Below are 20286 nucleotides of genomic sequence, written 5' to 3'. Positions count from 1 at the left end.
CTCTAATTGTCTAAATAGAGTTGCATTGAAAAATAGCCTTTATTACTAAATATAGACAAAGAAAATGCTTTTCATTCGTGGATTTTCACCACCTTTGTTGGGACATACTAACAAATGGAGGTGTTGTAATGATGGAAAATAAAACAGAAGTTGAACAAATGTCTTTTGGAGGTAAGGTTGCGTTGATTGGATTGTTTGGTGGCATAATCTGGTCGCTCGTTGGTTATTTTGCTTTCTACTTTAATTTTATTCGCGTAGGACCTGCATTAGCACTTATGCCTTTTGCACTTGGAGATTGGAAAGATACCTATATGGGACAACTAGTTGGTATTGGATTAATTGCCGTGCTTTCAATTGGAGTGGCTTTTTTATATAAGCTAATCCTACAAAAGATAAATAAAATGTGGGTTGGCGTTGTTTTCGGATTGGTTCTATGGTTTATTGTTTTCTTTGTTTTAAATCCAATCTTCCCAGGTTTAAAAGCATTACAGAATTTAGATGTCAATACGATTATTACATCTATATGCCTTTATGTTTTATATGGTACATTTATTGGTTACTCAATTTCATTTGAATATGCTGAACAACACCAACAAAGTTAATTGTCCCCTCTCTTTTTGCTGAAATATGCTACAATGTTAGATAGAATACAAGGCAAAAAGACGTGAGGAGTGGGTAGCCCATTGAAACAGGTGTATGTAATTAATGGACCAAATTTAAATCGTTTAGGCTTAAGAGAGCCGAATGTATATGGACATGAAACACTTAGCGATTTAGAAGCATTTATTAAAGAAAAAGGAAAACAAACTAGCTGTGAAGTTAGCTGTTTTCAGTCAAATGAAGAAGGTCAACTAATTAATTGGATACATGCAGCAGGTGATGTAGGTGCAGGGGTTATTCTAAATCCAGGTGCATTCACTCACTATAGCTACGCAATTCGAGATGCAATTGCAAGTGTTTCTGTTCCAGTTATTGAAGTCCATTTGTCAAATGTCCATGCAAGAGAAGCATTTCGTCATGAATCTGTGACTGCGGCAGTTTCAAGAGGGCAAATCGTTGGACTTGGTTTTAAGGGCTACCACCTTGCTCTGTTGGCGCTTATGGAAGAAGGAGAGATTTAATATGAGTCGAATTGAGGCACTACGAACACAGTTCGCTGACCATGGAATTGATGCATTATTAATAACTAGTTCTTATAACAGAAGGTACATATCACAATTCTCAGGAACTGCTGGTGTTGTTCTTATTTCTGAAAAGCAAGCAGTCTTCATTACTGATTTTCGTTATGTTGAGCAAGCTCAAGAACAAGCAAAAGGATTTGAGATCGTCCAGCATCAAGGCCCTATTTTCGAAGAAGTAGCAAAACAGGTTGAAAGACTCGGTATCACTAAATTAGGTTTTGAACAATCGCATCTTACATATGAATTTCATCAAATTTACGACAAATTAGTGAATGCGACGTTTGTTCCAGTTACTGGCCTAGTTGAAAAAATTAGAATGTTTAAGGATGCAAGTGAGATTAAGATTATTCAAGACGCAGCGGATATTGCAGATGCTGCCTTTTCACATATCACCACATTCATCCGACCTGGTATGACCGAGCTAGAAGTATCAAACGAATTAGAATTTTTTATGAGAAAGCAAGGAGCAACTAGCTCTTCCTTTGATATTATCGTTGCTTCTGGATACCGTTCCGCTCTGCCTCATGGTGTCGCGAGTAAAAAGATAATTGAAAGCGGGGAGCTGGTTACTCTCGATTTCGGAGCATTGTATAATGGCTATTGTTCTGATATCACTAGAACTGTCGCGGTTGGCCAAATCAGTGAACAGTTACAGGATATCTATCAGACTGTATACCAAGCCCAACTTTTAGGAATGGAAGGGATTAAGCCTGGCCTAACAGGAATGCAGGCTGATGCCTTAACAAGAGATTATATCAAAGAAAAAGGCTATGGAGAGTATTTCGGTCATTCAACTGGTCATGGCCTTGGACTAGAAGTTCATGAAGGTCCGGGCTTGTCTATGAAGTCGAATACCCTTCTTGAACCGGGTATGGTTGTAACAGTCGAGCCAGGGATTTATATCTCAGGTGTTGGTGGAACGAGAATTGAAGATGACACCTTAATTACAGCTAATGGAAATCAGTCGTTTACACATTCCCCAAAAGAGTTAATTTATGTAGGGGAGTAGTGCTACTTGTGGTATAGTATTAACGTTGATTTAATGTCACAGAACGGAAAGATGGAGGAATAATAATGATTTCAGTTAATGATTTTAAGACAGGTTTAACAATTGAAGTGGATGGTGGCATTTGGCAGGTTCTTGATTTCCAACATGTAAAACCAGGAAAAGGAGCTGCTTTTGTACGCTCAAAGCTTCGTAACTTACGAAATGGTGCGATTCAAGAGAAGACATTCCGTGCAGGTGAAAAGGTAGCGAAAGCTCATATTGAAAACCGTCGTATGCAATACCTTTATGCAAGTGCTGATATGCATGCATTTATGGATAACGAATCATATGAGCAAATTGAACTACCTACAGCACAAATTGAACACGAGCTTAAATTTCTAAAGGAAAACATGGTTGTTCAAATCATGACATTCCAAGGCGAAACATTAGGTGTCGAAGTTCCAAATACGGTTGAACTTGAAGTCGTTGAAACAGAACCAGGAATCAAGGGTGATACAGCGTCAGGTGGAACAAAGCCTGCAACACTTGAAACTGGCTTGACTGTACAAGTTCCTTTCTTTGTTAACCAAGGAGAAATGTTAATTATTGATACACGTAATAGCTCTTATGTATCAAGAGCATAACTGAAGCAGTAGAGTCTGGGACATTACTAAAGTATCTAACTGAAATACCGAACAATGCATTCATGTAGCGAAGTATTTTTCAGGAGCGGTATACGTCCACCAACCACCATTGTTCAGATTTTCTATTAGTTACATCACTTTTGTCCCAGCCTCTTTTTGGAAATTAAATAATATAAACGTTTCAAGGAGTAAGTAAAAAGGTGTGATCACCTTTTTATTTACTCCTTTTTTTTGTTCTGAATGTGGACAATGCTTCATAAGGTTGTACAAAGTGACATTTAAGAGGTGGATCTATGAAAAGCTGGTTTTATACGATTGAAATGACATTACTCATTATGGTTGGTCTACGTTTTGTTTCCGGAATGATTGAATTAACGGTCGCTGGTCTCATTTTGAAATTTAATAGTGTAGAAAAAGCGATTGCTCTTAATGCGATGTTAGCAATTATTGGTCCAACCATTTTGGTTACGTCAATAGCAATTGGTCTTGTTGGAATGAAGGATCAATTATCTATTTCCAAAATTGTTTTCATTGCATCAGGTGTCATTCTAATCCTTATTGGGATTCGAAAGTAAAAGGAGGAGAGGGTGTTGATTCAAGATATTGTACCAGTATTGCCAGAAGAGATTCGTCGATTAATTAACCAAGTTCAACCTACTATTCTTACAGCAATTGAAGAAATCCGCCTTCGTGTAGGTCGACCGTTAGAAATCATTTCAGCTGGGATTCCTTACTATCCATCAGTGAAAAATGATTTTTATATTGTAAAGGCAGAGGATGCCAAATTTCTACTAAATCAACTAAGTCAATATTCGATGTATGCCTTTGAAGAGGAATTGCGTAGAGGATTTATTACCTTACAGGGCGGACATCGAGTTGGACTTGCTGGAAAAGTTGTGCTGGATCATGGTCAAGTCAAAACGTTAAGAGACGTAAGCTCATTTAATATACGTGTTGCTAGACAGACGATTGGTGCTGGTGAGCGACTTGTTTCACAGCTATATGAAGGACGGTGGATGAATACTTTATTTATTGGGCCACCCCAAACTGGAAAAACGACATTGTTACGAGATGTAGCTCGTCTGATTAGTGAGGGGATTCCATCTCGTAATATTGCTCCATTAAAGGTTGGAATCGTTGATGAACGGTCTGAAATTGCGGCTAGTATGAGAGGTGTCCCACAACTAGAGCTTGGATCAAGAGTAGATGTTTTAGATGGCTGTCCAAAAGCAGAGGGAATGATGATGCTTATTCGTTCAATGAGTCCTGATGTGATCATTGTTGATGAGATCGGACGCGAGGAAGATGTTCGTGCAGTGCAGGAGGCCTTGCATGCAGGTGTCAAAGTGATGACAACTGCTCACGGCTATTCATTAGAGGACGTTGAGAGGCGTCCTGCCTTGAAGCCATTGTTTGAACAACACGCTTTTGAGCGCTGTGTAGAGCTTACGAGAACGACGAGACCAGGTGTTGTAAAAAGAGTTAGAAATCAACTTCGCAAAGATCTGGTGTCACGCTCATGAAATTGATTGGGGCGGCAATCATTATTTTCATAACGACGTGGATTGGATTTGAGTTCGCGAAAAGGTTAAGTGATAGACCTAAGCAATTAAGGCAACTTAAAGTCGCGATTCAATCACTAGAGGCAGAAATGATGTATGGACTAACCCCACTTGCTGAGGCGAGTGAGAATATCTCGAAGCAGTTACCTAAACCAGTTTCCTCCTTTTTTGAATGCTTTTCAAAACGTTTAATCAATAAGGAAGAGACTGCCTATGAAGCATGGCAGGAAAGCTTGAAGGAAACTTGGGCCCAAACATCAATGCTAGAGAGTGAACGTGAAGTCATGCTGCAATTCGGTGCTACTCTTGGACAGCATGACCGACAACAGCAGCAGAAACAGATTAAGCTAACCCTTTCTCACTTAGATCGAGAGGAACAGGAGGCTAGAGAAAGGCAACAGCGCTATGAAAAAATGATTAAAAGCTTAGGTTTCTTATCGGGCTTGCTCATTGTCATTCTAATGCTGTAACTGAATAGGAGGGGGAGAGGTCGTGGTGTATGATGTGAACACCATTTTTCAAATTGCAGGAATTGGAATTGTTGTTGCAATGATCCACACCGTTTTAAAACAAATGGGAAAAGAAGACTGGGCCCACTGGGTAACATTGATTGGTTTTGTCGTCGTGTTATATATGGTAGCAACAATTGTTGATGACTTGTTTCAAAAAATAAAAGGAGTCTTTCTTTTTCAAGGGTGAGGGGTGAGTTGCGATTGATATTATACAAATCGTCGGGTTAGGACTGATCGCAACCTTCCTAGCCCTCGTTGTTAAAGAACAAAAGCCATTGTTTGCTTTTATGCTAACGGTTTTTGTTGGTATTACAATCTTTCTGTTTTTAATTGATGAGATCACGAAAATCATACAAATGCTAGAGGGTATTGCTGAACAAGCCAATATGAACATGGTCTATTTACAAACCATTTTAAAAATAATTGGTATCGCTTATATTGCCGAGTTTGGTGCACAAATTGCCAAAGATGCAGGACAAGCTTCAATTGCTTCAAAGATTGAACTCGCAGGTAAGATCTTGATTCTTGTTATGGCCATACCAATCTTAACAGCAGTAATTGAGATGGTCTTATCTTTACTACCAACGTAAAAGAAGTTGAGGTGAAAAGAGTGCGGATGCCCTTCATTATCCCAGTTATATTTGCAGCTTTCTTTTTTACACTAATGACACCAATCAGCTTTGCTGAAAGTGAACCGGCAGACGAAACTAATTTTGTAGATAGACAGATTGAACAATTGCAATTAGATGAAGTGCATATGTTTTGGGAGGAGATATCTACGGAATATGGTGGATTTCTACCCGAAAGTCAAAAAGGATCCTTCATGGAATTTATTCGTGGAGACAAGCAGTTTAGCATTAAAGAGTGGGGAATGGGACTTGTTCGCTATTTACTTCATGAGCTTTTAGTAAATGGAAAACTACTGGGTTCTCTTATTCTACTTACTGTTTTTTGTATGATCCTACAATCTCTTCAAAATGCATTTGAGCAACATACAATTAGTAAAGTAGCCTATGCCATTACGTATATGGTTTTAATGATTATTGCTTTAAATAGTTTTCGAGTGGCAATTACATATGCCTCCGATGCAGTAAGCTCAATGATTCATTTTATGATTGCTTTATTGCCATTGCTGCTAGCAATGATGGCAGCTGTAGGAAACATAACTTCAGCTGCTCTCTTTCACCCACTAATTATTTTTCTAGTCAATACGAGTGGATTACTTATTCAAAAAATTGTCTTACCGTTGTTATTTTTATCAGCAGTTTTAAGCATTGTAAGTACTCTGACAGATCATTATAAAGTAACTAAACTAGCTACGTTTCTAAGAAACATCGCTGTTGGAACACTTGGTGTATTTCTAACGATATTCTTAGGGGTTATTTCTGTACAGGGGGCAGCAACAGCCGTTTCAGATGGTGTGACGATTCGAACCGCTAAATTCCTTGCAGGAAACCTTGTTCCAGTTGTTGGAAGGATGTTCACAGATGCAGCAGATACTGTATTGAGTGCATCTGTATTATTGAAAAATACTGTTGGTATCGCGGGGCTAGGCATTTTGTTAATGTTATGTGCATTTCCCGCACTAAAGGTGTTGTCTCTAGCTATTATCTTTAATCTATCAGCAGCTGTATTGCAACCATTAGGCGGGGGACCAATTATTGAATGTTTATCAATTATCGGGAAATCAGTGATTTTTGTTTTTGCATCATTAGCAATTGTTTGTTTGATGTTCTTTCTAGCAATAACAATTATGGTGGCTGCTGGTAATTTATCATTGATGATGAGGTAAAGGAGGGGTCTGATGGGATTTTTAACAGATTGGTTGACGAATATTATTCTCTTAATCTTACTTGCAACCATACTAGAATTAATGCTCCCTAATTCCAACATGCAGCGCTATGTGCGGATGGTGGTTGGGCTCCTCTTATTGGTTGTTATGCTTCAGCCCCTGCTATCAATTTTCACTGAAGACGTTGATGAATGGCTGTTTTCTCTGTCTCACGAATCGGAATATACAGAAAAAAAAGTACAAGATGCAATAAATTTGCAAAAAAGAGATATAGAAATGGGACAACGTGCATATATTTCTGAACAGATGGCTGTCCAACTAGAGAAACAAGTAGAAGAGACATTACGTGAGACACATGATTTAGAATTATCCCAAGTTGTACTCGAGTTTGAAGCCGATCAAGGATTAGAGACAATGGACGAAGCTATAGCAGCAATCAAAGCGATCCATGTCAATGTTTACACAGTGGCAGAAGACGAGGGAGAGGAACAAAGTGCGTCAGGGGTAAAGCCTGTCGAGGTTGTTCGAATCGACACAACGGAATCCGGGATAACAGAAGAACCTGTGGACACGAATAAGGAATTTGAACGGGTACAACAGTTTCTCTCAGACCATTGGAATGTGCCTGCAGAAAAGATTTTATTAGCGTGGGAAGGGGGGAAACAAGCAAAATGAATCGCAAAGAGCAGAAGGACCTACAATGGATCCAAACCATTTTTAAGAAGTCTGATAACGGTAAGAAACGAAAGATACCTCTCCATTATTTAGTACTTCTTGGTTGTGTGGGTGTTGCCCTCATGATTACAGGCAACCTTCTGACCAATCCAGCAGGAGATAATGAACAATCCTTACCAGTCTTTAGTGAAGAAGAGGAAGAGGATGAGGCTGTTTTTAAGCAGGAAGCATCAGCCGAACCGAATTCAATGAAAGACTATGAAATGCGCTATGAAAATCAATTGAAAGAAGTGCTTGAACAAGTCATTGGATTATCCGATGTTTCAGTCATGATTAACTTAGCTGAGACAGAGCGAGCTGTGTATGAGAAAAATATTTCATCGAAAGAGCAGCGAACAGATGAAACAGACAGAGAAGGTGGAACGAGGACAGTTGATGATCTCTCTAAAGATGAGCAGCTTGTTATCGTTCGAAATGGTGATAAGGAAGTTCCCGTCCTGGTCCATAAAGAAAAACCAGAGGTAAGAGGAGTTCTAGTTGTTGCCAAGGGAGTAGAGAATGCAAATAGTAAGAGCATGGTAATTGAAGCAGTTAGTAGAGTCTTAGATGTACCAACACATAGAATTTCGGTCATGCCGAAGAAAACTAAGGAGGACTTATAATGGTCTTAAAAAAGCAAACAGTATGGTTGTTAACAATGTTAAGTTTAATTATTGTATTATCGGTTTATTACGTCATGCCTGGTGGACAATCACCAGATGAGATTGCTTTTGTCGGTGAGGAAGAAGAAAGTGGAAATGATGCAAATGAAGTCGTTGTTAATCTATCTGAAGAGTTAGAAGGAGAAGAAGCGGCTGAAGGGGAAGTAGCTGAAGAAGAAGCAGCTGGTGAAGAAGTTGTTGAAGATGGTGAGTTCGGTGAAATCTCTAGTATCTCATCAAATGAAACATTCACAAGCATTCGTATGGAGTTGCAAGCAAATCGTGATCGTTTGAAAGAAGAGTTCACTAAAATTAGAGCATCTGATACAGCGTCAGCAGAAGAAAAGGCAGCTGCACATCAAAGTGAAGCAGATTTACATCAGCTTCAAAATGACGAATTTGTTCTTGAAAAATTAATTATCGCAAAAGGATTTGAGGATGCACTTGTTATGGCAGAGGAAGATCAAGTACGAGTGATTGTCCAATCAGAAGAATTAACTCGTGAGCAAGCGAATGAAGTTCTTCAATTAGCGATCTCTCAGCTAAACCTAGATTTAGATAAAACAAAAGTAGCAGTTGGTCACACTGGTGCAAATAAATAGGTAGGGCGAGGTGTCCAAAAGGTAAATAAACACAGCCTTTTGAGACACCTTTTCTTTCTTAGTTTTTGTTAAGTGTTAAGAGTGTCTTAAACAAAGAGAACAGAAATGAAGGTGCATCCGCTCATTTGTCTATGATATAATACGCAAAGAACTTACAGATGAGGAGCGAATGTAAATGGAATGGAACGATTTAACTGAGGGAGCAAAAGCAGTACTCGAGCAAACACGTAATATGAAGAATGATCATATTCAAATTGTAGAATTTGAAATTGGTTTTGAACAACAGGTCGAAGATGAGGACAATGATTCATATAAGGTATCAATCCAGGAAGAAGATTACGAAAATTTAAAGCGATACACGAAAGAAAATGAATATGGGGACAAGTTCCATATGGCCCGCAACAAAAATATTGTCAAGATTATCTTATTAGAAAACGGAAAAATTCCAGATAATCTTTCTGAGTACCCGGTATTTCGTCAGTATAAGAAAGAAACGGCTACACGTGTAGTAGAAGAAACACCTTCAACTGAAGAGTGATCATTACCTCTTGTCGAGTGAGTCAGTTATACACAGTGGCAGGGATAAACTTGTTGTTGTCGAACTATTTATTTAGTGGCATAATAGTATAATTGGGAATGGTCAGACCACTATCCTACATTTATTTTTTATTATCATTTTTAATAGGCAGTGGTTAGAAAGGAGTGTTCATACGATGTTAAATGTAAAAGAGTTAAAAGAGCTTATAAAAGCGTTAGATGAATCGAACGTCGATGAGCTTAAATTTGAACAAGATGGAACAAAGCTTCAACTAAAGAAACAACAAACACTACCGGTTGCAAGTGAGGGTATTACTTCTACACCACCACCAGCACCAGTCGCTGTTGCACAGCCACCGGCACCAACGCCAGCACCTTCAGTTGTAAAAGAGGAAACGGCACCACCTGCTGTAGAAAAAAATGAAAATGTACATACAATTACGTCACCAATGGTTGGAACTTTTTATTCTTCTCCATCACCTGATGCTGATGCATATGTTAAGCAAGGTGATCTCGTTACAGAAAGTTCAATTATTTGTATTGTAGAAGCAATGAAATTAATGAACGAAATTGAAGCAGAAGTAAAAGGGAAGATTGTTGAAGTCCTTGCCGAAAATGGAGAGCTTGTTGAATACGGTCAACCGTTATTTGTTGTCGAGCTTGGTTAAAATAGGAGAGAGAATTCATGATCAAAAAAATCTTGATTGCTAACCGAGGGGAGATTGCTGTACGAATTATTCGTGCCTGTCGAGAGTTAGATGTCGAAACCGTTGCCGTTTTTTCAGAAGCCGACAAAGATTCCTTACACGTTCGTTTAGCGGACGAGGCTTATTGTATTGGTCCGACGGCTTCGAATAAGAGCTATCTAAACATCACGAATATTATGAGTGTAGCAACGTTAACCGAGGTGGATGCTATTCACCCAGGGTATGGTTTTTTAGCGGAAAACGCTGATTTTGCTGAGATTTGTGCAGCATGTAATATTGTTTTTATTGGTCCAAGTCCTCATGCGATTAACCAAATGGGAACAAAGGATGTTGCACGCGAAACGATGGCGAAGGCTGGTGTACCTATTGTTCCTGGTTCAAAGGGAATTGTTGAAACAGTAGAAGCAGGACTAAAGGTTGCAGAAGAAATTCAGTTTCCGGTTATTATTAAAGCAACAGCAGGTGGTGGCGGTAAAGGAATCCGTGTTGCCAGAACACCTGATGAGTTAAAAAAAGGTATGAACATTACGCAGCAGGAAGCAGCGACAGCTTTTGGTAACCCAGGAGTGTATATTGAAAAATATATAGAAGATTTTCGTCATGTCGAGATTCAAGTACTTGCTGACAATCATGGTAATGTGATTCATCTTGGTGAAAGAGATTGTAGCATTCAAAGAAGACTACAGAAGCTGCTAGAAGAAACACCGTCCCCAGCTATTTCTCCTGAGAAAAGAAGAGAAATGGGTGAAGCTGCTGTTAATGCAGCGAAGGCGGTTCAATACTCTGGTGCTGGAACAGTTGAATTTATTTTTGACCATAACACTGGGGAATTTTACTTCATGGAGATGAATACTCGGATCCAAGTAGAACATCCAGTTACAGAAATGGTAACAGGAATTGACTTAATTAAGGAACAAATAAGAGTAGCGAATGGGGAAGAGCTTTCTTGGACACAAGAGGAAATAACGTTCCAAGGGTGGTCTATCGAATGTCGGATTAATGCAGAAAACCCTTCGAAGAACTTTATGCCTTCTCCAGGGAAGATTACAAATTATTTAGCTCCTGGAGGATACGGTGTTCGAGTTGATTCGGCAGCTTATCCTGGGTATGTTATATCTCCTTTTTATGATTCCATGATCGCTAAAGTCATTACACATGGGTCAACTAGATCTGAAGCGATCGCGAAAATGATCCGTGCATTAGAAGAGTTTGAAATTGGAGGCGTTGAGACAACAATTCCATTTCATTTAAGGCTTCTTCAAAATGAAACATTTGTCTCAGGTGATTTTAATACGAAATTCCTTGAAAAACATGATGTTATGTCTGCTACATTACATTCTGATCAATTGGAGGAAATCAAATGAATGAAAATCACATTTTAGAACTAGAAGAACAAAAGTCCGAACTAGGTAAGATTGAAATCTCACCTGAAGTGATTGAAGTTATTGCTGGAATTGCTGCATCTGAAGTTGATGGGGTTGCAACAATGCGTGGTAACTTCGCAACTGGAGTTGCAGAGAAGCTTGGTAGAAAGAATCATGGTAAAGGTGTCAAGGTTGAGCTTGACGAAGAAGGAATTATCGTTGATGTCTCTGTTGTGATTACTTATGGTGTATCTGTTCCAGAAATCGCCAATCTGATTCAATCAAATATTAAGCAAGCTCTTCAAACGATGACGGCAATTGATATTCAAGCAGTTAATGTTCATGTTGTTGGTGTTCAATTTGAAACACATGAGCACCTTGATGAAGAGGGAAAATAAGTGAATGTACTTAGACAGTTAAGGTTTGACCTTGACTGTCTTTTCCTTTTTTTGGGCAAGATACTAATAGCATCTAAAGAAAAAGTTAATTTCCATTTATTTGTTTTACGTTAAAATAAGTAGAAAAGGTGACTGGAAAGTTACTGTAGTCAGTATAGGTAATCCCAATTTAATCTTGTTCTATGTTCTGTTTTAGAAAAACATGGTATGCTATGATCAATACAATTATGTTAGTTAATTAAAGGAGTTTACAAAGATGAACCGAAGAGTAGCGAGACTTAGAGCCGCACAAGCACTCTACCAAATTGATTTAGCTGATAGCGAATTAGATATAGCGATCAAAAGCGTTGTAGAGGAAGAAACTCCAAGTGAGTTTATGCTTCAATTAGTTAATGGTACGATTGAACAAAAGAACACGATCGACCAAATCATCTCAGAGAGTCTGCAAGGTTGGACAATTGAACGAATGGGTCTAGTGGATCGAGCGATTGTAAGGATGACCATTTACGAAATGAAATACATAGAAGATATACCTGTGAATGTAACATTTAACGAGGGAATCGAATTAGCCAAAGCATTCGGGGGAGAAGAATCAGGGAAGTTCGTGAATGGTGTATTATCAAAAGCACTTGAAAAAATAAAAGGGGAGTGAGCTTTATGTCAGCAACATTATTGAATGGTAAAGAGCTTGCAGCAAAAAAGAGAGAACAAATGAAAAGTAAGATTGAGCAACTAGCAGTGGAGAATATTACTCCAGGATTAGCCGTTATTCTGATAGGGGATAATGCTGCTTCGCAGAGTTATGTTCGAGGGAAACAGAAGGCATGTGCTGAGGTCGGGATTTATTCAGAATTAATAGAGAGACCAGATAGTATTACAGAACAAGAGCTTTTAGTTGAAATTGATCGTTTAAATGAAGATCCAGCGATTGATGGAATACTGGTACAGTTACCAATTCCAGCTCATATTTCAGAGCAAGCAGTAATTGAACGAATTGCTCCAAATAAGGATGTCGATGGCTTTCATCCAATTAATATCGGGAAAATGATGACAGGGGAAAAGACGTTCTTACCATGTACCCCATATGGAGTAGTTGAAATGCTAAAGGAAGCTTCTATCGATTTAGAGGGCAAGCATGCAGTGATTGTTGGCCGTAGTAATATCGTTGGAAAGCCAGTTGGTCAATTGCTATTAAATGAAAATGCAACAGTGACTTATTGTCATTCAAGAACAAAAGATATGAGGAACTTAACGACTCAAGCCGATATTCTAATTGTTGCAATTGGTAGACCGAAATTTGTCACAGCAGAAGATGTCAAAGAAGGTGCTGTTGTTGTTGATGTTGGAATTAACCGCGTTGATGGCAAATTATGTGGAGACGTTGATTTTGATGGTGTCAAAGAAAAAGCATCATATCTTACTCCAGTACCAGGTGGCGTTGGTCCGATGACAATTACGATGTTACTTGAGAATACCATTCAATCAGCTGAAAGTCGCAAATAGGTGAGCAAATGTCCGAACAATCGATTTTAACGATATCGGAGGTCACTCGCTATATTAAATCTTTGTTAGAAGAAGATGCAATTTTGACTGATGTATGGATCCGTGGCGAGTTATCGAATGTGAAGCTACATAGTCGTGGTCATTTGTACTTTACAGTAAAGGATCAGCAATCACGAATTCAAGCTGTTATGTTTGCGGGGAATAATCGATTCTTAGCATTCAAGCCTGAAAATGGCATGAAGGTGTTAATTCGTGGTGAAATCAATGTGTATGAGCCTTATGGACAATATCAACTCTATGCGAAGGAAATGCAGCCTGATGGGATAGGTAGCTTGTATTTAGCTTACGAAAAACTCAAGGCTACGCTGGAGGCTGAGGGACTATTTTCAGAGACTCGCAAAAAAGCTATTCCTACTTTTCCGAATCGTATTGCTGTTATTACATCGCCCACAGGTGCAGCAATTCAAGATATTGTCTCAACTTTGAAAAGACGCTATCCTATTGCACAAATTACATTACTTCCTGTACTCGTACAGGGTGGACAAGCACCTGGATCAATAGTTAGAGCAATTCGCCAAGTAGATGCAGCGAATTGCTTCGACGTCTTAATTGTTGGTCGTGGTGGTGGCTCGATTGAAGAATTATGGGCATTTAATGACGAGGATGTTGTCAGAACGATTGCAGGGGCAACCGTTCCGATTATTTCTGCAGTTGGTCACGAAACAGACTATACGATTAGTGATTTTGTTGCTGATCTACGAGCACCTACACCAACGGGAGCGGCAGAGCTAGCTGTTCCTGATTATCAAGAAATCAAACGTACATTAATAAGTTTGAATAAACGCTTAGCCCATCGAGTAAAGGAACAAATTTCACGTGAAAAGTCCAAGCTTGAACGGATGAACCGATCGTATGCTTTTCGCTATCCTGAGCAATTAGTGAAACAAAAGGAGCAACAATTAGACAACTATTTAGATCGACTAAAAAGAGCCATCGAGATGACTCGAAAAAAGCCAGTTGAACAGCTAAATTTATTAGATCAACGATTGAAACGAATGCATCCAAACAATCAAATGATCACTGCAAAAGATAAACGAATGCAACTAAAGCAACGATTAACAAAAGCAATGCAGGAGCAAATCAAAGCAAAACGTCAACCATTTGAGAAGCATATTAGTGAGTTACATCTCCTTAGTCCATTAAGATTAATGGACCGCGGCTATAATCTTGCTTATGATAAAAATAAAACGTTGATCAAATCGACAAAGCAAGTTCAGGAAGGATCAGAGCTTGACCTCCGTCTGCGAGATGGGATGATTCTTTGTCGAGTGGTGAAGAAAAGCCCTGTGAAAGAGGAGGAAGTGAAACATGACTGATCAAAAAGACAAAACATTTGAAGAAGCGATGACCGAATTAGAGGAAGTTGTTGAAAAGCTCGAACAAGGCGATGTTCCTTTAGAAGAAGCTATTGGTATGTTCCAAGAAGGGATGGCCCTGTCAAAGCTTTGTCATGAAAAATTAGAAAAGGTCGAAAAACAAATGGATCAGATTCTTCATGAAGATGGTGAGATTGAAGTACTCACGTTTCAGGAGGAAGAGTAACTGTGACAGATTTGATGTCTTTTATGAGAGAGCAAAGAGAAGCGGTTGAACGAAAATTACCAGAGCATATTAATCGACTAAATGCTCCAATCGAATTAAAACAATCCATGTTGTATTCCTTAAATGCTGGAGGAAAACGCATTCGACCAGCTTTATTAAATGCAACATTACATAGTTTCGGAAAACCTGTTGAAATAGGGCTAGATGTCGCCTGTGCAATTGAAATGATTCATACATATTCATTAATTCATGATGATCTGCCATCGATGGATGATGATGATCTTAGACGGGGAAAACCAACTAATCATAAAGTGTATGGTGAAGCGATCGCTATATTGGCAGGGGATGCTCTATTGACTTATAGCTTTGAAATAATTTCCAAGCTTAGCGAACCAACTTTGACAGCAGAGCAGAAGCTACAGCTGATTAGCGAAATTGCAAAGGCAGCGGGTCCAGAAGGCATGGTTGGTGGGCAAGTAGCTGATATTGCAGGTGAAAAAAGAACACTTACTTTAGACGAGCTTATGTATGTTCATGACCATAAAACGGGTGATCTTTTAACATGTTCAATCATTTCAGGAGCGATCTTGGCTGGTGCTAGTGAAAAGGATGTAATCTATTTAAGAAAATTCTCTAAAGAGCTTGGTCTTTTATTTCAAATTAAAGATGATATTCTAGATGTTGAAGGTGACGCCGAAACGATTGGAAAGCCCGTCGGGAGTGATACCGATAATAACAAGAGCACCTATCCTAACCTGCTTGGGCTTGATGGGGCTAAAAGAAAATTAACTGAGCATATCACAAAAGCGAAGGAATATCTATATCATGTAGAGATGAATCATGATTTACTGTTGGCTTTAACCGACTATGTAGCAAATCGTGATCATTAATGTAGGGATGCATTTCCATTGAGCTTGGAATCCATGCATGTTATAATAGAATTATATGAGAGTGGTGCAGTATTCTAGTCAGTCCTCCAATCTTGAAGGCGGGGCTAAAAATCCGCCAAAGGGCACATCGATGAAGCCCCTTGTTTTGGCTTGAGGCGCCCAGCCTTGGGTCTAAGCTGGGGGAGAGGTAGTAGGGCGATCCACAAAGGCATGTGGGCGAGGACCCTCCTACCGTGGAGGCCTTTTGCTTAGTCCATACGTTGGTATCGGTCACTAGAGCAAAAGGTATGAACCTGTAAGGCAAGCTAGGGAGCTTGTCTGCAGCGTAGCCTGCCTTGAGTGGAGTTAGAGGGGATTATGGAAAACGAGGTATTTAATCTGTCGGCCAACAGATGGTGCCTTAACCTATATGAAATCTGCTCTGCAAAAGAGGATAAAAGATTGGCAAGGGGTTGCCGAGGAAAACTCCTAGACTGTTCGATAGACATTTAAAGGGGATTTCAGTGTAGACTAAGTGGTAATCCAGTCTGGCGTTTGGTGACAGCGTCAATATCGGTATAAAGGGAAACCGCCAGTGCGGCGACGCATTGGAGCTGGTATGGGAAATCCTACTGGACCTAAGCTACAGAGTTTACTCTTTAAATGACCACTCCTCTACATAATATAATTATAAAGGTGATTAATATATATAATGAAAACTCTACAGAAGTCCGTACGCTGGAGTATCGGAATTGCCGTTATCACATTAGTGCTAGCGGCTATTTTTTCAGTTATCTCGACGTTCATACTAAGTGGCGTAACGTGGGCAATCGGTATGGTGATTGTCTTTATTATTGTGTTTTTAGGGGTATTCTTTGATACAATAGGGGTGGCGGCAACTGCCGCAGATGAGAAACCATTTCACGCGATGGCTTCTGAACGCTTAGGTGGAGCCAGACACGCCGTTTTAATTACGAGAAACGCTGATAAATTTGCTAATTTTTGTAATGATGTAATTGGAGATATTTCTGGAATTATTAGTGGGACAGCATCTGCATACGTTGTGTTACAATTATCACTTCAGTTAGGCTATAGTGATACTTCCTACCAGCAGTTTGCTATATCGATTCTTTTTACAAGTGTCGTTGCCGCTCTAACTGTAGGCGGTAAAGCACTTGGAAAAACGTTAGCGATTCACTACTCCACCCAAATCATATTTCAAGTGGGCAGATTACTACATTTATTAGAAGCAAAATTTAAAATCAAGATCTTTTCACCAAATGGAAAAAAGAAAAAAGATAAACTGACTCGAAAGTGAGGGTTCCTTTATGAACCTAGAGGGATTTAAAGACCCAAGCGAACTACAGAACTACACAAAAGAACAATTAGAAGACTTGGCTAAAGACATTCGCCATTTCCTTATTGAAAAATTATCGATTACTGGTGGACATCTAGGACCCAATTTAGGTGTTGTTGAGTTAACGCTTACATTACATCAGCTGTTTGATAGTCCAAAAGATAAATTTATTTGGGACGTTGGTCATCAAGCATATGTTCATAAGATTCTTACAGGACGTGCAGATCAATTTGATCAGCTCCGTCAGTATAAGGGATTATGCGGGTTTCCGAAGCGTAATGAAAGCGAGCATGATGTTTGGGAAACCGGTCATAGCTCAACCTCATTATCTGCAGCAATGGGAATGGCTACTGCACGTGATTTAAAGGGAACAGATGAATCCGTTATTGCAGTAATTGGAGACGGTGCACTAACAGGCGGTATGGCATTAGAAGCTTTGAACCATATTGGACATGAACAAACAAATCTAATTGTTATCTTAAACGATAATGAAATGTCAATCGCACCAAATGTCGGTGCCCTTCACAATGTGCTCGGTCGTTTACGTACAGCTGGTAAGTATAAGAAAGCGAAGGAAGAGCTTGAACAATTACTTAAGAAAATACCTGCCTTTGGTGGGAAGATTGCTTCAACAGCAGAGCGTGTCAAAGACAGTTTGAAATATTTACTTGTTTCTGGGATTTTCTTTGAAGAGCTAGGATTTACGTATTTAGGACCGGTTGATGGTCATGATCTGGACGACTTGGCTGAAAATTTAAAGTATGCAAAGAAAACGAAAGGTCCTGTGCTGATTCACGTCTTAACGAAAAAAGGCAAAGGGTACGAGCCTGCTGAAAATGATGCGAAAGGAACTTGGCATGGACTAGGACCTTACAAAATTGAGTCGGGTGAAGTCGTTAAAAAGCCTGGACCACCTAGTTATAGTGGTGTCTTTGCTGAAACGCTCAAGAAAATAGCTCGTGAAGACAAACGGATTGTTGCATTAACAGCAGCAATGCCTGGTGGAACAAAACTTGACGTTTTCGCTAAAGAATTTCCAGAGCGGATGTTTGATGTTGGTATTGCTGAACAGCATGCTACCACAATGGCCGGAGGTTTAGCTACACAAGGAATGAAACCTGTCTTTGCTGTTTACTCAACATTTTTACAACGCGGCTATGACCAGATCGTTCATGACGTTTGTAGACAAAATCTAAATGTAGTCTTTGCTATTGATCGAGCAGGGCTTGTAGGAGCAGATGGTGAAACGCACCAAGGTGTATTTGATATTGCGTTTCTACGTCATTTACCAAATATGAAGATCCTAATGCCGAAAGATGAAAATGAACTTCAGCATATGATCTATACAGCAACTCAATATGATGATGGTCCAATTGCTGTAAGATATCCACGAGGAAATGGATACGGAATTAAAATGGATGATCAATTGAAGAAGCTACCAATCGGTCAGTGGGAAACGATCCAAGATGGTTCGGATGCCTGTATTTTAACCTTTGGAACGATGCTTCCTGTAGCAGAAGCAGCGATTAAGCAGCTAGAAGCACAGGGAATATCGGTGAAATTAGTAAATGCTAATTCTGTCAAGCCATTAGATGAAGCTCTCCTAAAGGAGCTAGCACTAGCAACAATGCCAATCATTACGCTTGAGGAAGCAGCTCTCCAAGGTGGTTTCGGAAGTGCTGTTCTTGAGTTTTTCCATGACAATAGTTATCACAACATGGAGATAAAAAGAATGGGAATTCCTGATCAATTTATTGAGCATGGTAGTGTTGATGAATTACTTGAAGAGATTGGTTTGACAGAAAATAAAGTAGTAGAAGAGCTTTTAACAATGCTACCAAAGAAAAGAAAAAGGGCTTAATCGCATGACAAAGAAAGAACGAGTAGACGTTTTACTGGTGGAACGAGGGTTAATTGAAACAAGAGAAAAGGCAAAGCGATGCATAATGGCTGGTTTAGTGTTTTCAGATACAGAACGAATTGATAAGCCAGGCTTAAAAATTGATCGTGATGCCCCTCTTGAATTAAAAGGAAAGCCTCTACCCTACGTAAGTCGTGGCGGTCTAAAGTTAGAAAAAGCATTATCCGTTTTTCCGATTTCAATTCAAGATAAGTTAGTCTTAGATATCGGTGCATCTACAGGAGGTTTTACTGATTGTTCTTTGCAAAACGGTGCAGTTGGAGTGTATGCGTTGGATGTTGGCTACAATCAACTTGCCTGGAAGTTACGTCAGGATGAGCGTGTCACAGTAATGGAACGAACGAATTTTCGTTACATTAAGCCTGAAGATTTATCAAAAGGATTGCCTCAATTTGCGACAATTGATGTTTCATTTATATCGTTAACCTTGATTTTACCCGTTTTGAAAACGGTCCTTTCTCCAAACAGTGATATCGTAGCCTTGGTGAAACCACAATTTGAGGCTGGACGTGACCAGGTAGGAAAAAAAGGAATCGTTAGAGATAAAAGTGTACATGAGGATGTTTTGAACAGAATCACGTCTTTCTCAATAGCTGAAGGGTATATTGTAAGTGGGCTTGATTTTTCACCAATAAAGGGTGGAGAAGGTAATATTGAATTTATTATGCATCTACATTATCAGGGTGAACAAGCAGTTGGCGAAATGAAGGAACAACGATCGATAAAAGAAGTGGTTGAGATTGCACATCAGCAACTAAAGGCACCGCTCGAAGACTAAATGAAAAGAGGTTATTCAAAGTAAAATTTATTTGAGTAACCTCTTTTTCCCGTCTTCCTAAGTATTTTGTTGTAATCCCTCACATTTATGTAGATAATGTAGTTAATGAATGGAAAAGGGAAGAAATAGGTGGTTAATGATGAATAAAGGACAACGACATATTAAAATTCGTGATATTATTGCAAACAATGAAATTGAAACCCAAGATGATCTTGTTGAGGAATTACGTGAAGCCGGATACAACATTACTCAGGCAACTGTTTCTAGGGATATAAAGGAATTGCATTTAGTAAAAGTTCCAATGATGGATGGACGCTATAAATATAGCTTGCCAGCGGATCAACGTTTCAACCCATTACAGAAGCTCAAAAGAGCGTTAATGGACAGCTTTGTAAGTATTGACCGTTCAGAGAACCTCATTGTCATTAAGACATTACCAGGAAACGCCAATTCTATTGGTGCCTTAATTGATAATTTGGACTGGACTGAAATTATGGGAACGATTTGTGGGGACGATACGATTCTGCTTATAGTCAAAAATAAAGAAGAAGGTCCAGTGTTAACAGAACGATTTTTAGAAATGCTATAGGGGT

The 20286-nt window shown here is 39.2% G+C and carries 26 protein-coding genes; all 26 read left to right on the top strand.

The features are described from left to right. Positions 1-131: 131 nt before the first annotated feature. The 26 genes from J7W16_RS14360 (at position 132) to ahrC (ending at position 20282) form a co-directional block, all read left to right on the top strand. Positions 132-602 (top strand): YqhR family membrane protein, encoded by a 471-nt coding sequence (locus J7W16_RS14360; RefSeq protein WP_210598050.1) that lies wholly within the window; start codon positions 132-134, stop codon positions 600-602. Between the two features lie 81 nt (positions 603-683). Further along, positions 684-1121 (top strand): type II 3-dehydroquinate dehydratase, encoded by a 438-nt coding sequence (gene aroQ, locus J7W16_RS14355; protein ID WP_210598003.1) that lies wholly within the window; start codon positions 684-686, stop codon positions 1119-1121. A gap of 1 nt (position 1122) precedes the next feature. After that, entirely contained in the window at positions 1123-2190 is a 1068-nt protein-coding gene (locus J7W16_RS14350) for a M24 family metallopeptidase (RefSeq protein WP_210598002.1), read from the top strand. Positions 2191-2255: 65 nt separating this feature from the next. After that, complete coding sequence (gene efp, locus J7W16_RS14345; RefSeq protein WP_210598001.1) at positions 2256-2813, top strand: elongation factor P; 558 nt, start codon at positions 2256-2258, stop codon at positions 2811-2813. 293 nt (positions 2814-3106) lie between these two features. Further along, positions 3107-3388, top strand: coding sequence for a YqhV family protein (locus tag J7W16_RS14340; RefSeq protein ID WP_210598000.1), 282 nt, complete (start codon positions 3107-3109; stop codon positions 3386-3388). Between the two features lie 18 nt (positions 3389-3406). Continuing rightward, on the top strand, positions 3407-4336 hold the full coding sequence (gene spoIIIAA / locus J7W16_RS14335) for a stage III sporulation protein AA (protein WP_210598049.1): 930 nt from the start codon (positions 3407-3409) through the stop codon (positions 4334-4336). Further along, positions 4333-4845 carry a stage III sporulation protein SpoIIIAB gene (gene spoIIIAB, locus J7W16_RS14330; protein ID WP_210597999.1) on the top strand — a complete coding sequence of 171 codons (513 nt, stop codon included), beginning with the start codon at positions 4333-4335 and terminating at the stop codon, positions 4843-4845. Before spoIIIAA ends, spoIIIAB begins: the two co-directional genes overlap by 4 nt. Before the next feature lie 22 nt (positions 4846-4867). Next, entirely contained in the window at positions 4868-5074 is a 207-nt protein-coding gene (gene spoIIIAC, locus J7W16_RS14325; protein ID WP_034630453.1) for a stage III sporulation protein AC, read from the top strand. A 13-nt stretch (positions 5075-5087) separates the two neighbouring features. After that, positions 5088-5477, top strand: a complete 390-nt coding sequence (spoIIIAD, locus tag J7W16_RS14320) for a stage III sporulation protein AD (protein WP_210598048.1) — start codon at positions 5088-5090, stop codon at positions 5475-5477. A gap of 26 nt (positions 5478-5503) precedes the next feature. Beyond that, positions 5504-6679 (top strand): stage III sporulation protein AE, encoded by a 1176-nt coding sequence (spoIIIAE, locus tag J7W16_RS14315; protein WP_210597998.1) that lies wholly within the window; start codon positions 5504-5506, stop codon positions 6677-6679. A gap of 12 nt (positions 6680-6691) precedes the next feature. Next, positions 6692-7354 carry a stage III sporulation protein AF gene (gene spoIIIAF, locus J7W16_RS14310; RefSeq protein WP_210597997.1) on the top strand — a complete coding sequence of 221 codons (663 nt, stop codon included), beginning with the start codon at positions 6692-6694 and terminating at the stop codon, positions 7352-7354. Further along, positions 7351-8016: a stage III sporulation protein AG gene (gene spoIIIAG, locus J7W16_RS14305; RefSeq protein WP_210597996.1), complete on the top strand. Its 666-nt coding sequence runs from the start codon at positions 7351-7353 to the stop codon at positions 8014-8016. The genes spoIIIAF and spoIIIAG overlap by 4 nt, the downstream gene beginning before the upstream one ends. Then, the gene (locus J7W16_RS14300; RefSeq protein ID WP_210597995.1) at positions 8016-8657 is read left to right on the top strand and encodes a SpoIIIAH-like family protein; all 642 of its coding nucleotides are present in this window, start codon (positions 8016-8018) and stop codon (positions 8655-8657) included. The genes spoIIIAG and J7W16_RS14300 overlap by 1 nt, the downstream gene beginning before the upstream one ends. Positions 8658-8832: 175 nt before the next feature. Then, on the top strand, positions 8833-9195 hold the full coding sequence (locus tag J7W16_RS14295; RefSeq protein WP_210597994.1) for a hypothetical protein: 363 nt from the start codon (positions 8833-8835) through the stop codon (positions 9193-9195). 175 nt (positions 9196-9370) lie between these two features. Next, on the top strand, positions 9371-9862 hold the full coding sequence (accB, locus tag J7W16_RS14290) for an acetyl-CoA carboxylase biotin carboxyl carrier protein (RefSeq protein WP_210597993.1): 492 nt from the start codon (positions 9371-9373) through the stop codon (positions 9860-9862). A 17-nt stretch (positions 9863-9879) separates the two neighbouring features. Next, positions 9880-11265 (top strand): acetyl-CoA carboxylase biotin carboxylase subunit, encoded by a 1386-nt coding sequence (accC, locus tag J7W16_RS14285; protein ID WP_210597992.1) that lies wholly within the window; start codon positions 9880-9882, stop codon positions 11263-11265. Further along, entirely contained in the window at positions 11262-11663 is a 402-nt protein-coding gene (locus J7W16_RS14280; RefSeq protein WP_210597991.1) for an Asp23/Gls24 family envelope stress response protein, read from the top strand. Before accC ends, J7W16_RS14280 begins: the two co-directional genes overlap by 4 nt. 256 nt (positions 11664-11919) lie before the next feature. Continuing rightward, complete coding sequence (nusB, locus tag J7W16_RS14275) at positions 11920-12315, top strand: transcription antitermination factor NusB (protein ID WP_210597990.1); 396 nt, start codon at positions 11920-11922, stop codon at positions 12313-12315. Positions 12316-12320: 5 nt separating this feature from the next. Then, positions 12321-13166 (top strand): bifunctional methylenetetrahydrofolate dehydrogenase/methenyltetrahydrofolate cyclohydrolase FolD, encoded by an 846-nt coding sequence (gene folD / locus J7W16_RS14270; RefSeq protein WP_210597989.1) that lies wholly within the window; start codon positions 12321-12323, stop codon positions 13164-13166. Positions 13167-13174: 8 nt separating this feature from the next. After that, the gene (gene xseA / locus J7W16_RS14265; protein ID WP_210597988.1) at positions 13175-14542 is read left to right on the top strand and encodes an exodeoxyribonuclease VII large subunit; all 1368 of its coding nucleotides are present in this window, start codon (positions 13175-13177) and stop codon (positions 14540-14542) included. Continuing rightward, complete coding sequence (locus J7W16_RS14260; RefSeq protein WP_210597987.1) at positions 14535-14768, top strand: exodeoxyribonuclease VII small subunit; 234 nt, start codon at positions 14535-14537, stop codon at positions 14766-14768. The genes xseA and J7W16_RS14260 overlap by 8 nt, the downstream gene beginning before the upstream one ends. A gap of 14 nt (positions 14769-14782) precedes the next feature. Then, entirely contained in the window at positions 14783-15658 is an 876-nt protein-coding gene (locus J7W16_RS14255) for a polyprenyl synthetase family protein (protein ID WP_210598047.1), read from the top strand. Positions 15659-16349: 691 nt separating this feature from the next. Then, positions 16350-16955, top strand: a complete 606-nt coding sequence (locus J7W16_RS14250; protein ID WP_210597986.1) for a hypothetical protein — start codon at positions 16350-16352, stop codon at positions 16953-16955. Positions 16956-16965: 10 nt separating this feature from the next. After that, positions 16966-18855, top strand: coding sequence for a 1-deoxy-D-xylulose-5-phosphate synthase (dxs, locus tag J7W16_RS14245; RefSeq protein WP_210597985.1), 1890 nt, complete (start codon positions 16966-16968; stop codon positions 18853-18855). 4 nt (positions 18856-18859) lie between these two features. After that, positions 18860-19693, top strand: coding sequence for a TlyA family RNA methyltransferase (locus J7W16_RS14240; protein WP_210597984.1), 834 nt, complete (start codon positions 18860-18862; stop codon positions 19691-19693). Between the two features lie 139 nt (positions 19694-19832). Beyond that, a complete protein-coding gene (gene ahrC / locus J7W16_RS14235) occupies positions 19833-20282 on the top strand; it encodes a transcriptional regulator AhrC/ArgR (RefSeq protein WP_210597983.1) in 450 nt (149 codons plus the stop codon). Positions 20283-20286 lie beyond the last annotated feature (4 nt).

It is taken from the genome of Halalkalibacter suaedae (assembly GCF_017939705.1).
In the GTDB taxonomy this organism is placed as follows: domain Bacteria; phylum Bacillota; class Bacilli; order Bacillales; family Bacillaceae_D; genus Halalkalibacter; species Halalkalibacter suaedae.
This window is presented reverse-complemented; position numbering and strand designations above follow the sequence as displayed.

Coding starts and splice junctions, on each gene's coding strand:
- J7W16_RS14360 (WP_210598050.1), top strand. CDS start 132: ATGGAAAATAAAACAGAAGTTGAACAAATGTCTTTTGGAGGTAAGGTT.
- J7W16_RS14350 (WP_210598002.1), top strand. CDS start 1,123: ATGAGTCGAATTGAGGCACTACGAACACAGTTCGCTGACCATGGAATT.
- efp (WP_210598001.1), top strand. CDS start 2,256: ATGATTTCAGTTAATGATTTTAAGACAGGTTTAACAATTGAAGTGGAT.
- J7W16_RS14340 (WP_210598000.1), top strand. CDS start 3,107: ATGAAAAGCTGGTTTTATACGATTGAAATGACATTACTCATTATGGTT.
- spoIIIAB (WP_210597999.1), top strand. CDS start 4,333: ATGAAATTGATTGGGGCGGCAATCATTATTTTCATAACGACGTGGATT.
- spoIIIAE (WP_210597998.1), top strand. CDS start 5,504: ATGCCCTTCATTATCCCAGTTATATTTGCAGCTTTCTTTTTTACACTA.
- spoIIIAF (WP_210597997.1), top strand. CDS start 6,692: ATGGGATTTTTAACAGATTGGTTGACGAATATTATTCTCTTAATCTTA.
- spoIIIAG (WP_210597996.1), top strand. CDS start 7,351: ATGAATCGCAAAGAGCAGAAGGACCTACAATGGATCCAAACCATTTTT.
- J7W16_RS14300 (WP_210597995.1), top strand. CDS start 8,016: ATGGTCTTAAAAAAGCAAACAGTATGGTTGTTAACAATGTTAAGTTTA.
- J7W16_RS14295 (WP_210597994.1), top strand. CDS start 8,833: ATGGAATGGAACGATTTAACTGAGGGAGCAAAAGCAGTACTCGAGCAA.
- accB (WP_210597993.1), top strand. CDS start 9,371: ATGTTAAATGTAAAAGAGTTAAAAGAGCTTATAAAAGCGTTAGATGAA.
- accC (WP_210597992.1), top strand. CDS start 9,880: ATGATCAAAAAAATCTTGATTGCTAACCGAGGGGAGATTGCTGTACGA.
- J7W16_RS14280 (WP_210597991.1), top strand. CDS start 11,262: ATGAATGAAAATCACATTTTAGAACTAGAAGAACAAAAGTCCGAACTA.
- nusB (WP_210597990.1), top strand. CDS start 11,920: ATGAACCGAAGAGTAGCGAGACTTAGAGCCGCACAAGCACTCTACCAA.
- folD (WP_210597989.1), top strand. CDS start 12,321: ATGTCAGCAACATTATTGAATGGTAAAGAGCTTGCAGCAAAAAAGAGA.
- xseA (WP_210597988.1), top strand. CDS start 13,175: ATGTCCGAACAATCGATTTTAACGATATCGGAGGTCACTCGCTATATT.
- J7W16_RS14260 (WP_210597987.1), top strand. CDS start 14,535: ATGACTGATCAAAAAGACAAAACATTTGAAGAAGCGATGACCGAATTA.
- J7W16_RS14255 (WP_210598047.1), top strand. CDS start 14,783: ATGTCTTTTATGAGAGAGCAAAGAGAAGCGGTTGAACGAAAATTACCA.
- J7W16_RS14250 (WP_210597986.1), top strand. CDS start 16,350: ATGAAAACTCTACAGAAGTCCGTACGCTGGAGTATCGGAATTGCCGTT.
- dxs (WP_210597985.1), top strand. CDS start 16,966: ATGAACCTAGAGGGATTTAAAGACCCAAGCGAACTACAGAACTACACA.
- J7W16_RS14240 (WP_210597984.1), top strand. CDS start 18,860: ATGACAAAGAAAGAACGAGTAGACGTTTTACTGGTGGAACGAGGGTTA.
- ahrC (WP_210597983.1), top strand. CDS start 19,833: ATGAATAAAGGACAACGACATATTAAAATTCGTGATATTATTGCAAAC.